Source organism: Bacillus sp. 01N42_2 (assembly GCF_056399565.1).
This window is the reverse complement of the sequence record NZ_JBFTRO010000001.1, coordinates 238397-250935: the sequence shown is the minus strand read 5'-3', so window position 1 is coordinate 250935 and position 12539 is coordinate 238397. Positions and strand designations below refer to the sequence as shown.

The 12539-nt window shown below is 50.5% G+C and carries 15 protein-coding genes; 12 read left to right on the top strand and 3 right to left on the bottom strand.

What is annotated here, in order from left to right; translation table 11 throughout:
- Positions 1 to 13: 13 nt before the first annotated feature.
- Positions 14 to 739, bottom strand: coding sequence for a glucosamine-6-phosphate deaminase (nagB, locus tag AC1DN5_RS01360; protein ID WP_327814986.1), 726 nt, complete (start codon positions 737 to 739; stop codon positions 14 to 16).
- Positions 736 to 1926 (bottom strand): N-acetylglucosamine-6-phosphate deacetylase, encoded by a 1191-nt coding sequence (gene nagA / locus AC1DN5_RS01355; protein ID WP_327814653.1) that lies wholly within the window; start codon positions 1924 to 1926, stop codon positions 736 to 738. Before nagA ends, nagB begins: the two co-directional genes overlap by 4 nt.
- 169 nt (positions 1927 to 2095) lie before the next feature.
- On the opposite strand from nagA, the gene hprK reads away from it, so the two are divergent.
- From hprK to AC1DN5_RS01335, 4 genes are read left to right on the top strand one after another with little or no spacing between them, the layout of a single operon-like run.
- The gene (hprK, locus tag AC1DN5_RS01350) at positions 2096 to 3028 is read left to right on the top strand and encodes an HPr(Ser) kinase/phosphatase (protein WP_013353746.1); all 933 of its coding nucleotides are present in this window, start codon (positions 2096 to 2098) and stop codon (positions 3026 to 3028) included.
- A 14-nt stretch (positions 3029 to 3042) separates the two neighbouring features.
- The gene (gene lgt, locus AC1DN5_RS01345) at positions 3043 to 3858 is read left to right on the top strand and encodes a prolipoprotein diacylglyceryl transferase (protein ID WP_016937807.1); all 816 of its coding nucleotides are present in this window, start codon (positions 3043 to 3045) and stop codon (positions 3856 to 3858) included.
- A 25-nt stretch (positions 3859 to 3883) separates the two neighbouring features.
- Positions 3884 to 4534, top strand: a complete 651-nt coding sequence (gene ppaX, locus AC1DN5_RS01340) for a pyrophosphatase PpaX (RefSeq protein WP_064778555.1) — start codon at positions 3884 to 3886, stop codon at positions 4532 to 4534.
- A gap of 3 nt (positions 4535 to 4537) precedes the next feature.
- Complete coding sequence (locus AC1DN5_RS01335; protein WP_064778556.1) at positions 4538 to 5056, top strand: acyltransferase; 519 nt, start codon at positions 4538 to 4540, stop codon at positions 5054 to 5056.
- 16 nt (positions 5057 to 5072) lie between these two features.
- Here AC1DN5_RS01335 and AC1DN5_RS01330 read toward each other — a convergent pair whose 3' ends face one another.
- Complete coding sequence (locus AC1DN5_RS01330) at positions 5073 to 5798, bottom strand: C39 family peptidase (protein WP_016937810.1); 726 nt, start codon at positions 5796 to 5798, stop codon at positions 5073 to 5075.
- Positions 5799 to 6038: 240 nt separating this feature from the next.
- Here AC1DN5_RS01330 and AC1DN5_RS01325 point away from each other — a divergent pair, with 240 nt between their 5' ends.
- Genes AC1DN5_RS01325 through hisIE form a run of 8 tightly spaced genes read left to right on the top strand, consistent with a single transcriptional unit; the run spans position 6039 to position 12451 of the window.
- A complete protein-coding gene (locus AC1DN5_RS01325) occupies positions 6039 to 7211 on the top strand; it encodes an ATP phosphoribosyltransferase regulatory subunit (protein WP_366969821.1) in 1173 nt (390 codons plus the stop codon).
- On the top strand, positions 7204 to 7845 hold the full coding sequence (hisG, locus tag AC1DN5_RS01320; RefSeq protein ID WP_016937812.1) for an ATP phosphoribosyltransferase: 642 nt from the start codon (positions 7204 to 7206) through the stop codon (positions 7843 to 7845). Before AC1DN5_RS01325 ends, hisG begins: the two co-directional genes overlap by 8 nt.
- Positions 7842 to 9125: a histidinol dehydrogenase gene (gene hisD, locus AC1DN5_RS01315; RefSeq protein WP_366969820.1), complete on the top strand. Its 1284-nt coding sequence runs from the start codon at positions 7842 to 7844 to the stop codon at positions 9123 to 9125. The genes hisG and hisD overlap by 4 nt, the downstream gene beginning before the upstream one ends.
- Positions 9122 to 9706 (top strand): imidazoleglycerol-phosphate dehydratase HisB, encoded by a 585-nt coding sequence (gene hisB, locus AC1DN5_RS01310; protein WP_016937814.1) that lies wholly within the window; start codon positions 9122 to 9124, stop codon positions 9704 to 9706. The genes hisD and hisB overlap by 4 nt, the downstream gene beginning before the upstream one ends.
- Complete coding sequence (gene hisH / locus AC1DN5_RS01305) at positions 9707 to 10345, top strand: imidazole glycerol phosphate synthase subunit HisH (protein WP_016937815.1); 639 nt, start codon at positions 9707 to 9709, stop codon at positions 10343 to 10345.
- Entirely contained in the window at positions 10342 to 11079 is a 738-nt protein-coding gene (gene hisA, locus AC1DN5_RS01300; protein ID WP_366969819.1) for a 1-(5-phosphoribosyl)-5-[(5-phosphoribosylamino)methylideneamino]imidazole-4-carboxamide isomerase, read from the top strand. Before hisH ends, hisA begins: the two co-directional genes overlap by 4 nt.
- Complete coding sequence (gene hisF / locus AC1DN5_RS01295) at positions 11076 to 11834, top strand: imidazole glycerol phosphate synthase subunit HisF (RefSeq protein WP_366969818.1); 759 nt, start codon at positions 11076 to 11078, stop codon at positions 11832 to 11834. Before hisA ends, hisF begins: the two co-directional genes overlap by 4 nt.
- Positions 11831 to 12451 carry a bifunctional phosphoribosyl-AMP cyclohydrolase/phosphoribosyl-ATP diphosphatase HisIE gene (gene hisIE / locus AC1DN5_RS01290; protein WP_016937818.1) on the top strand — a complete coding sequence of 207 codons (621 nt, stop codon included), beginning with the start codon at positions 11831 to 11833 and terminating at the stop codon, positions 12449 to 12451. The genes hisF and hisIE overlap by 4 nt, the downstream gene beginning before the upstream one ends.
- The last annotated feature ends 88 nt before the right edge of the window (positions 12452 to 12539 follow it).

Sequence of the window (12539 nt, the reverse complement as noted above, 5' to 3'; positions counted from 1 at the left end):
AGGTCAAATCCTTTCAATCGCCGCCCGCAGCCTCTTCATCAATCAAGACCGTCACATCCGGGTGTTCGTGCAGGGCGGAGGCGGGGAATGCTTCAGTGACGCGCCCGTCCAGAAGCTGCTTCACCGCTTGGGCCTTGCTTTTTCCGGATGCCATGATCAAAATCCGTTTGCCGGACAAGATCGTCCTGATCCCCATTGTCACGGCTTTTTCAGGAACTTGATCGATTGACGGAAAGTACCGCGCATTCGCCCGTCTTGTCTCTTCATTCAGCTCAACGACATGGGTTCGGGATTCAAATGGCGTTCCGGGCTCATTAAAGCCGATATGGCCGTTGTGTCCGATGCCTAAAAGCTGAATATCCGCTCCGCCGAGTGTTTGAATCAATCGGTCATAGCGTTCACATTCAGCCTCAAGATCGTCTGCCCGTCCGTCAGGGAGAAAGCGGCGGTCCTTTTTGCTGTCGATATGTGCAAAAAAATGTGTATTCATATAATAATGATAGCTGTTTTTGTCCTCGGGAGAAAGCCCGGCGTATTCATCAAGGTTGATCGTCGTGACATCCCGGAATGACAGACCCTCGGAGCGGTGCATCCGCACAAGCTCTTTGTATACGCCTTCAGGGGTGCCGCCCGTCGCAAGCCCGAGAACGGCATCCGGCTTTTGTTTAACTGTTTCAGCAATCATCTCTGCGGCTTTTTCACTTAATTCTTCATAATGTCTGCATGTGATGACGTTCATGTCCAATCAGCTCCTCCTGAGATATATGCGGTGTTTCCTCGGCAAATCGTTGCCAGCACGCCGCACTGTCCGTCCGTCAAAACAACGTCGGCGTCTTTTCCTTCCGCAAGGCTTCCTTTACGGTCAAAAATGCCGAGCCGGCGGGCTGCATTTGCTGCTGTCATATTAGCTATATCCAGCCATGAGCAGTTCGTAAACCTGCGCATGAGCGCCGCGCCTTCATTCATTTTTAAAATGGAACCGGCCAGCGTCCCGTCAGAAAGAAGCGCTTGGTCTCCGCAAACGGTGACTCTTTGTCCGCCGAATTCGTATTCTCCGTCCTTAAGCCCTTTTGCCCGCATGGAGTCTGTAATCATGATCAGGTTTTGGCTTCCTTTCGCCAAATAGGCAAGCTTTACAGCTAAAGGATGAGAATGAATGCCGTCAGTGATCAGCTCCGCCGTGATGCGGCCGCAGGCGAGCGCCGTACCGATGCCCCCCGGCTCACGGTGGTGAAAGGAGCTCATGGCGTTGAAAAGGTGTGTCATATGCAGCGCTCCGGCATCCGCCGCTTTTTCTAAAAGATCGGCTCCCGCGTCTGTATGTCCCATTGACGGGATGATGTTCCGGTCTTTTAAATAACGGATCAGGCTGAAATCAGGATCTTCTTCCGGCGCAAGCGTCACGATTTTAATCAGCCCTCCGGAGAGACGCTCCCATTTCTGAAAGAGTCCGGCATCGGCCGGCGTAATCCATTGTTTCGGCTGTGCTCCCGCTTTTTTCGGAGAGACAAACGGTCCTTCTAAATGAATGCCGATCAACTCAGCGCCTTTATGAGCCTGCGGTGAGGAGTCCGTCCATTCCTTGGCGTTTTTAAGCGCTTTTTCAATGTTTTCGTGCTGCTGTGTGATCGTGGTCGCTAGAAAAGCGGTTGTTCCTTCTTCGGGCAGCCGGGCGGACATTGTATCAAGAGCCGCGAGATCGGCGTCCATCGTATCCGCGCCGTAACCGCCGTGAATATGGATATCTATCATTCCGGGAAGCGCATACGAACCCGCGGGCGCCTTCCATTCCTTCTCATACGTTTCTTGCGGTCTTGTTTGACCCGCGTAAGAAATGATGCCGTCTTTTATGCCGAGAAATCCGTTTCGGATGATTTCCTCTTCTGTTACGATGTCCGCACCGCTGATTAACAAGCTTTCAGCCACTTTAAAACACGCCTTTCTGGTTAGTTGTTAGTTTTATTTTACTCTTTTTCAGACTAGTTATCTAGACCAGTTATGCCGGAATTGTATAAATCTGTTTTGGTTCAGACGGTAAAGTGATAAAATATAACTGTTCAAAGCTCGGAACATCCCAGAACAGGAGGAACATATCTTGGCAAAGGTTCGGACCAAAGACGTAATGGAGCAGTTCCATTTAGAATTGATCAGCGGAGAAGAAGGGATTAACCGCCCGATTACGATGAGTGATTTATCACGGCCCGGTATTGAAATCGCCGGTTATTTTACATATTACCCGAGAGAACGGGTGCAGCTTTTAGGAAAAACGGAGCTGTCATTTTTCGATCAGCTTCCTGAGGAGGATAAAAAACAGCGGATGGAATCGCTGTGCACCGATGTGACGCCGGCTATCATACTTTCCAGAGATATGCCGATCCCGCCGGAGCTTGTAGAAGCATCCGAGAAAAACGGCGTGCCGGTGCTGAGATCCCCTCTGAAAACAACCAGACTGTCAAGCCGGCTGACGAATTTTCTTGAGAGCCGTCTCGCGCCCACAACCGCCATTCACGGCGTGCTTGTGGATATATACGGCGTCGGTGTGCTCATAACGGGAAAAAGCGGCGTCGGTAAAAGTGAAACGGCCCTGGAGCTCGTCAAACGCGGCCATCGTCTTGTCGCGGATGACTGCGTCGAAATCCGGCAGGAGGATCAGGATACGCTCGTCGGGAATGCGCCTGATCTGATTGAGCATCTGCTTGAAATCAGGGGTCTCGGCATTATAAATGTCATGACGCTGTTCGGAGCGGGCGCCGTCAGAAGCAATAAGAGAATTACAATCGTCATGGACCTTGAGCTTTGGGAGCAAGGGAAGCAATACGACCGTCTCGGACTTGAAGAAGAAAAAATGAAAATCATTGATACGGAAATTACAAAACTGACCATTCCAGTCCGCCCTGGGCGAAATCTCGCCGTTATTATCGAGGTTGCGGCGATGAACTTCAGATTGAAGCGGATGGGCTTAAATGCCGCCGAGCAATTTACGAATAAGCTGGCGGATGTCATTGAAGACGGCGAACAAGACGAATAGGAGTTGGCAATAATATGAACGAAGCAGGAACACCAATCAATCCGATTGCCTTGCAGCTCGGGCCTTTATCCGTGCACTGGTACGGGATCATTATCGGCGCGGGTGCGTTATTAGGGCTTTGGATGGCCATGAGGGAGAGCGAAAAGCGGGGGCTGAAAAAGGACATTTTTATTGATCTTGTTCTTTTCGCCATCCCGATCGCAATCATTTGCGCACGGGCATACTATGTGCTTTTCGAGTGGAGCTATTACTCGGAACACCCCGGGGAAATCATTAAAATTTGGAAAGGCGGCATCGCGATTCACGGCGGATTGATCGGCGCGATCGCAACGGGCGTTGTTTTTTCAAAAGTAAGAGGGATATCATTCTGGAAGCTGGCGGATATTGCCGCGCCGAGTATTCTGCTCGGTCAGGCCATCGGGCGCTGGGGAAACTTTATCAACCAGGAGGCTCACGGCGAAGCGGTCAGCCGTTCATTTTTGGAAAGCTTGCACCTTCCGGATTTCATCATTAATCAGATGTACATAGACGGACATTATTATCACCCGACGTTTCTGTATGAATCGCTGTGGAGCTTTGCGGGTGTCGTGATTCTGCTTCTGCTCCGCCGCGTGAACCTGCGCAGGGGCAATCTGTTCTTAACGTATATCATCTGGTATTCGATCGGCAGATACTTTATTGAAGGAATGCGTACGGACAGCCTGATGCTCACGAGTCAGCTTCGGATCGCGCAGGTCATTTCCATTGTGCTGATTGTTCTTGCGATTATTTTAATGGTTTTCAGACGCGTTAAAGGGTATGCCGATAAGCGGTATGCAGATACGGACTGACGTCTGAAATCGGAAAGGACATAAGATGACTGATAAACGTTTAACCGCCATTTTATTCGATCTCGACGGCACGCTGATTGACACGAATGAACTGATTATCGCTTCTTATCTTCATACGCTTGATCATTATTGCCCGGGACAGTATAAACGGGAAGATGTGCTTCCGTTTATCGGCCCGCCTCTGTACGAAACATTTTCAGGCATTGATGCCGAAAAGTGCGATGACATGATCAGCATGTACAGGGCATTCAATCATGAGAAGCACGATGAGCTTGTCACGGAGTACGAAACGGTTTATGAAACGCTCGATGAATTGAAAAAAGCGGGCTATCAGCTCGGGATTGTCACCACAAAGCTGAGGGATACAGTCAATATGGGATTGAAGCTGACAGGCATCGGGGCGTTTTTCGATACTGTCGTCACGCTTGATGATGTAAAGCATCCGAAGCCTGATCCCGAACCTGTGCAGCTTGCGCTCAGCCGGCTTGGGTGCGATCCGTCGGAGGCCATGATGGTCGGTGACAATTATCACGATGTCATGGCGGGCAAAAACGCCGGCACGAAAACAGCCGGCGTCGCGTGGACGATTAAAGGCGCACAGACGCTTTCCGCCTATGAACCCGATTATATGCTTGAGAAAATGAGTGATTTATTGCACATTACCGGAGTGAAGTAATCCGTGAGAAAAACAGACCGCCATCCGGTTACAGGTGCAAATTCATTGTGGCATGTATATCAGACGGTTCCCTTTCTGAAGGTGATAAAAAACTTCATCATCATCCAGATTGCAAGGTATACGCCGTTTCTAAGCGTGAAGAACTGGCTGTACCGAACCTTTTTGAAAATGAATGTCGGAAAACAAACCTCATTCGCGCTGATGGTGATGCCGGATATTATGTTTCCTGAAAAAATCACTGTCGGAGAAAACAGCATCATCGGCTACAATACGACGATTTTGGCCCATGAATATTTAATACATGAGTACCGGACCGGTGATGTCACAATCGGTGACGAGGTAATGATCGGGGCAAACACAACGATTCTGCCCGGCGTCACCATCGGGAGCGGAGCCGTTGTATCAGCCGGCACGCTGGTGCATAAAGATGTCCCGGCCGGGGCGTTTGTCGGAGGAAACCCGATGAAGCTGATCTATACGCACGAAGAAATGAAAAAACGAATGGAAAACCCCGCTGATTAACGTCAGCGGGGTTTTTTTATGACTTGATTACAATGGCCTGGCTGCCCATCTGCTTCCAGGCTTTTTCGAATTCAGTCCGGTCCGTTTTTCTGTTTTTATAGCCGTAAGGGTCATTGACGTATACATAATCGTGATCATAACCGGTGACGGCTACGCTGTGCATGCTGAACGTGATGTCGACCTTTCCGTTCGGCGTATTCCAAGTCTGCATATGATCAACCGGTTTAAAGGAAGTGGTGATAATCACCCAGACCGGCCGTCCCTTTTCAAGCTGGCGGTACACAGCAGAAATGTCTTTTCCTGTCAGGTCGTATACTTTGTTTCCCGCATACTCTTTGGCCAGTTTAACAATCGGCTCATGATAAACGCCTAAACCCGGGCCGTTTTCCATGTCTCCGGCAAATCCTTCATTCGGATCTCCTTTCAGCCCGCTGCTGTATGTGAGCGGAACTTTATTGATTCGATCCGCCAATGTATTTTTTGATACATGATATCCGGCATTGTTCAAAATCATAGCAAGGCTTGTCACCTCACAGCCATTGTACAGTCTGGGTGAATCCATCTGTCTGTACAAAACGACATTCAGCGGTGACGCGCTCCCTTTTAACGGTGTTTTCTCATCAGGCTCGTCGGACTGCTGATTGAAAAAATTCAAATGAATATCGTTTGTATAGATGTTATATCCCAGATAGACAAGGACGGCTGTCAGAATCAGCACACATAATGTTCCAAGCGTCTTCATTATCAATTATTCTCCCTTGTTTCTGATGAAGCTATTCTATGTATTATAGCACTTCTGTTCAATATGATTAGATTGTTCTGTTATGTTTACAGATTTGTTCATGATTTAGTCATCAATATGGGAAAGAATAGGCGGACATTGGGCATTGCAATCCATTCTTTTATCTGCTAACATATTATCATATTAGCGAACTAAAGGATTCGGAATTTTCCTTCAGACAAAGCGGAGGTGCAAAAGGCAATGTTTATGTTTGAGAAACCGCATGGCATGAGAGATACGCTTCCCGGTTTATACGAAGCAAAGAAGAAAGTCCGTTCCACACTGACGGATTTAATTGATAAATGGGGTTATCAGTTTATGGAGACTCCGACCCTCGAATTCTATGAAACAGTGGGTGTCCAGTCAGCCATTGAAGAACAGCAGCTGTTTAAGCTTCTCGATCAGGACGGAAAAACGCTTGTGCTTCGGCCTGACATGACCGGACCGATTGCCCGGGTGGCGGCGTCTAAGCTGCACAAAAATAATCATCCGCTCAGAGCGGGATACGCGGCAAGCGTCTACCGCGCTCAAGAACGGGAAGGCGGACGTCCAGCCGAATTCGAACAGGTCGGCGCGGAGCTGATCGGCGACGGATCAACAAGCGCGGACGCTGAGGTGATTGCACTCGCGGCCGGCGCGTTGAAAAACGCGGGATTGCACCAATTTAAAATCGCGATCGGCCATGCAGGACTCGCAGATGAGCTGTTTATCGAGGTGCTGGGCAATGCCGAGCGGGCGGATGTCCTGCGGCGCTTTCTCTTTGAAAAGAATTATGTGGGGTACAGAGAACATGTCAAATCGCTTCCGCTTTCTTCAATAGACAAAAGCCGGCTGCTCGGACTTTTGGAATTGCGCGGCGGAAAAGAGATCTGCGCCAAAGCGGAGGAGATCATCGGCATCTCCGGGCAAAACGTGATTCAGGAGCTGGAAGACCTATGGGACATTCTTGAAGATTACGGGTGTGCCGAGCATATCCGCCTTGATCTGAACATGGTCAGCCATATGAGTTATTACACGGGAATTTTATTCGAAGTGTATGCGGCAAATGTCGGGTTTGTCATCGGAAGCGGCGGCCGCTATAACAATCTTCTCGGCCATTTCGGCAGCCCTGCTCCCGCCACGGGCTTCGGACTCCGTATCGACAGGCTGATTGAAGCGCTCGGCATCCAGGAAGAAACAAGCGAGGCGGACGCCGTTATTTTCAGCAAGGAGCAGCGGGCGCAGGCCATTTTATTCGCGGAGGAAGAAAGGGCAAGAGGCAGAAAGGTCGTCCTGCAGGATTTGGCGGGCATTGAAAATATCGATCATATGACAAAATCATTCACAAAAGTCACATACTTTATCGGTGCCAGAAAGGAAGAGCAAAATGGGTAAGGTACTCACAATGGCAATGCCAAAAGGGCGGATATTCGAAGAAGCGGCCGGATTGCTGCGGCAGGCTGGATACAGGCTGCCCGAGGAGTTTGAGGAATCAAGAAAGCTGATCATCGACGTTCCTGAAGAAAACCTCCGCTTTATTTTAGCAAAGCCGATGGACGTCACGACTTATGTCGAACATGGCGTCGCTGATGCCGGTATTGCCGGAAAGGATGTCATGCTTGAAGAAAAGCGTGACGTGTATGAGGTGCTCGATCTGAATATCAGCAAATGCCATCTCGCCGTTGCGGGGCTTCCGGGAGCGGATTGGAACGGTGTCGCCCCGAGGATCGCGACGAAATATCCGAATGTTGCGTCAAGTTATTTCAGAGAGCAGGGCGAGCAGGTGGAAATCATTAAGCTGAACGGCTCCATTGAGCTGGCGCCTTTAATCGGGCTTGCTGACAGAATCGTGGATATCGTATCAACAGGGCGGACATTAAAGGAAAACGGACTCGTTGAATCAGAACACATTTGTGACATCACATCGCGTTTTATCGTCAATCCGGTCAGCTACCGCATGAAGGATGACGTCATCGACGAAATGGCTGCCAGGCTGGCCAGGGTTGTGGAAGGAGAAACGGCAAAATGAAAATAACCGCAATAAAAAAAAGCGAGCGGTTTTCACTGAAGCGTTCCATTGACAGCGGAACCGAAGAGCAGCGGAAAACCGTCAGGGCGATTATTGAAGACGTCAGAAAAAACGGCGACAAAGCCGTTTTGGCCTATACAAAAACATTTGACGGCATCAGCCTGGAACAGTTGGCGGTGAGCGCAGAAGAAATCGCAGAGGCGTACCGTCTGCTTGATGATCAGCTGCTGGAAGTGATCAAGCAGGCAATTGCCAATATTAAAGAATATCACGAGCGCCAGCTGCAATCCTCTTGGTTTTACCATCGTAAAGACGGCACGATGCTCGGGCAGAAAATAACGGCGCTTGATTCCGCGGGCGTTTATGTGCCGGGCGGGACGGCCGCTTATCCGTCTTCCGTTTTAATGAATGTCATCCCCGCTCTCGCTGCGGGAGTGGGGCGGATCGTTCTCGTCAGTCCGCCGGGAAAAGACGGCAGCCTTTCGCCGGGCGTTCTGGCGGCAGCGTCTGAGCTCGGCATAAAGGAAATTTACAAAGCGGGAGGCGCGCAGGCGATTGCCGCGCTCGCTTACGGAACGGAAACGATACAGCCTGTTGATAAGATTACAGGTCCCGGCAATATTTTTGTGGCGCTGGCGAAGCGCGAAGTCTTCGGCGATGTGGATATTGACATGATAGCCGGGCCAAGTGAAATCGCAGTCCTGGCAGACGATACGGCGGTGCCCGAAGAAGTTGCCGCTGACCTGCTTTCTCAGGCCGAACACGATATGCTCAGCTCATGCGTGCTTGTCACCGACTCACGGAAGCTTGCAGAAGCGGTAGCCGTTGAAGTGGATAAACAGCTTCAGACGCTGCCGCGTAAAGAAATCGCCGAAGCATCAATCAAAGATCACGGCCATATTTACATCGCGGAAACGATGGAGGATGCGGTGGATACGGTGAATGCGCTGGCGCCTGAGCATTTAGAAATCATGACGCATTCGCCGGAGGCTTTGCTTGGAAGCATCAGGCACGCGGGAGCGATTTTCTTAGGGCGATACAGCGCTGAACCGGTCGGCGATTATTTTGCGGGACCGAATCACGTTCTGCCGACAAACGGGACGGCGCGGTTTTCAAGCCCGCTGAATGTCACGGATTTTCAAAAGAAATCGAGCATCATCTCATACAGCCGGAAGGCATTTGAAACCCACGCGGACAGCATTGCCGCCTTTGCGAGACTGGAAGGGCTTGAAGCGCATGCAAGATCGATTGAAGCGAGAAACGGAGGAAATGACCGATGAGAAAAGCGGAACGCGCCAGAAAAACAAATGAGACGGATATTAAGCTGGCTTTCGGTATTGACGGAGAAGGAAAAGCCGATATCAGCACGGATGTGCCGTTTATGACTCATATGCTTGATTTGTTTACAAAGCACGGACAATTTGATTTAACCGTTGACGCAAAAGGCGATACGGAGATAGATGATCACCACACGACTGAAGATATCGGCATCTGCTTAGGGCAGGCTTTTTTGGAGGCGCTCGGTGATAAAAAAGGAATCAAACGGTACGGATCAGCGCTTGTGCCGATGGACGAAGCGCTCGCCCAAGTCGCCGTAGACCTGAGCAACCGGCCGCACCTTGAGATGCGCGCTGCATTTCCGCAAGCGAAAGTCGGAACGTTTGATACCGAGCTGGTACATGAATTCTTATGGAAACTGGCGCTCGAAGCGAGAATGAATCTGCACGTCATCGTTCATTACGGCACGAATACCCATCATATGATAGAAGCCGTGTTTAAGGCGCTTGGCAGAGCGCTGGACGAAGCGTCATCCATTGACCCGCGCGTCAAGGGTGTGCCGTCTACGAAAGGGATGCTGTAAATGATCGGTGTAATTGATTACGGAATGGGCAATTTATTCAGCGTGTCGAAGGCGCTGGAACGCGTCGGCGTCCCGTATGTCGTTTCAGACCGGCCGGAAGAGCTCGAAAAAGCGGATGCTTTTATTCTCCCCGGTGTCGGATCATTCAGTGACGCCATGGACAATTTACGCAGCACGAAGCTTGATCAATTCATACACCGTATGGTTGACGAAGGGAAGCTGCTTCTTGGCATCTGCCTCGGCATGCAGCTCATTTTCGAAGAAAGCAGCGAAAACGGCTCTGCAAAAGGACTTGGTTTATTAGCCGGAAAAGCAGTGAGACTCAAAGACAGGGATGCCGAAGGAAATAAGCTTAAGGTGCCGCATATGGGCTGGAACCGGCTGACGGTTCACCAAACATCTCCTTTGCTTTCGGAAGCGGGAGAAGGCTTTGTTTACTTTGTCCATTCCTATTATATAGACGGGATGGAAGAAGGCGATCTTCTGGCAAGCGCTGAGTACGGCGTTCGTGTTCCTGCGGTCGTCGGGAAACGCAATGTCTTCGGAGCGCAGTTTCACCCAGAAAAAAGCGGCACGGCCGGAATGGCGATCTTAACGCAATTTACAAAAATGGCAGCGGAACAGAAGGTGAAGAAATGAATGCTTTTACATTATATCCGGCAATCGATATGAGAAACGGCAAATGCGTCCGCCTCATTCAAGGTGATTACGGCAAGGAAACGATCTACGGAGACTCACCTTTAGACATGGCGGCCCAATTTGCAAACGAAGGTGCCGAATGGATTCATCTCGTGGATCTTGACGGCGCGAAAGAGGGAAGGAAAGTAAACGACAGGCATGTTCTGGACATCGTCCGGCAGCTAGATGTCAAGGTTGAGATCGGCGGCGGGATCCGTTCTGAAGCGGATGTATACGGCTACTTATCACAAGGCGCTGATCGCGTCATTCTCGGCAGCTCGGCCGTTTCCGATCCGGCGTTTGTGAAAAGCATGCTGAAACAATACGGCGGGAAAATCGCCATCGGTCTCGATGCGAGAAACGGGTATGTCTCGACGGAAGGGTGGCTGGAAACATCTTCGGTAAGAGCGTCCGATCTGGGCCGTGAATTGGCGGAGGAAGGAGCGGAAACCTTCATTTTCACGGATATTGCGACTGACGGCATGCTGTCAGGCCCGAACATCGAAAGCACCGTTCAGCTCGCAAAAGCAACGGGGAAAAACGTCATCGCCTCAGGCGGTGTCAGCTCAGTCGCCGACCTCAAAGCGCTGGCCCGCTGCAAAGACGCCGGCGTATCGGGAGCGATTATCGGAAAAGCGCTGTATACAAAACAATTTTCATTGGCTGAAGCGCTCAGAAGGGTGAAGGACGCATGATCACGAAACGAATCATTCCATGTCTCGATGTGAAAGAAGGACGCGTCGTCAAGGGCATTCAATTTCTCGGGCTGAAAGATGCGGGCGATCCTGTCGAGCTGGCCGAAGCCTACGACAGGGAGGGTGCTGACGAGCTTGTTTTTCTCGACATTTCCGCCTCTCATGAAGGCCGGAAGACGATGACTGACGTCGTGGAGCAGGTTGCGGCAAAACTGGCGATTCCGTTTACGGTCGGCGGCGGAATCAATCAATTAAGCGATATGAAACGAATGCTTCGCGCCGGCGCTGATAAAGTATCCGTTAATACAGCGGCCGTCCTCCGACCCGAGCTGATTACGGAAGGAGCTGAGTTTTTCGGCTCGCAATGCATCGTAGCGGCGATTGACGCAAAGTATGACGAAGATTCGGATTGCTATAAAGTGTACACACACGGCGGCAGAAAGAAAACCGAGTGGGAAGTCACGGCTTGGGCAAAAGAAGCCGTCAAACGGGGAGCGGGTGAAATCCTGCTGACAAGCATGGACGCTGACGGTGAGAAAACAGGCTTTAACCATACGCTTACAAAACTTGTCTCACATGCCGTCCCGGTGCCCGTCATTGCCTCAGGGGGAGCCGGCAGCGCGCACCATATGCTTGAAGCCTTCACGATTGGTGAAGCGGACGCCGCGCTTGCAGCTTCCATTTTCCATTACAAAGAGACATCTATAAAAGAAGTGAAAGATTATATGAAGAAACACGGGGTGAATGTGAGATGAAACGGGCAGATGAACTGCGGTTTGACGAGGCCGGGCTGATTCCCGCCATCGTACAGGATGCGGCAAGCAAAGAAGTACTGACACTGGCTTATATGAATCGTGAATCCTACGAAAAAACGATAGAAACGAAAGAAACCTGGTTTTACAGCCGTTCACGCGGGGAGCTGTGGCATAAAGGAGCGACGTCGGGGAATACCCAAAAGGTGAAAGCCATCCGCTATGATTGCGATCAAGATGCCCTCATTGTGCTTGCGGAGCCTTCAGGACCCGCATGCCATAAGGGAAGCTACAGCTGCTTTTCTCCGGAAAAAGCGGACGCACAGGATCGTTTCGGCATCTTAAACGAACTGGAAAGCGTAATCGCCAAACGGCAGGCGGAGATGCCTGAGGGAGCCTACACAACGTATCTGTTTCGGGAAGGCGTCGATAAAATTCTTAAAAAAGTCGGCGAAGAAGCCGCAGAGGTGATCATCGCCGCGAAAAACCGCGACCATGAAGAATTAAAATGGGAAGCGGCAGATTTGCTGTATCATTTGCTCGTTCTTCTGCGTGAACAGTCGCTTCCTTTGGACGACGTGCTTGACGTTCTTGCGAAACGCCATTCAGCATCTGAGTAAAACAAACCTCACGGAGAGCTCCGTGAGGTTTTTAAATATGCCCGAACTTAAACATTCAATAAAATATTCCTTATTTCGCAACCGGAGG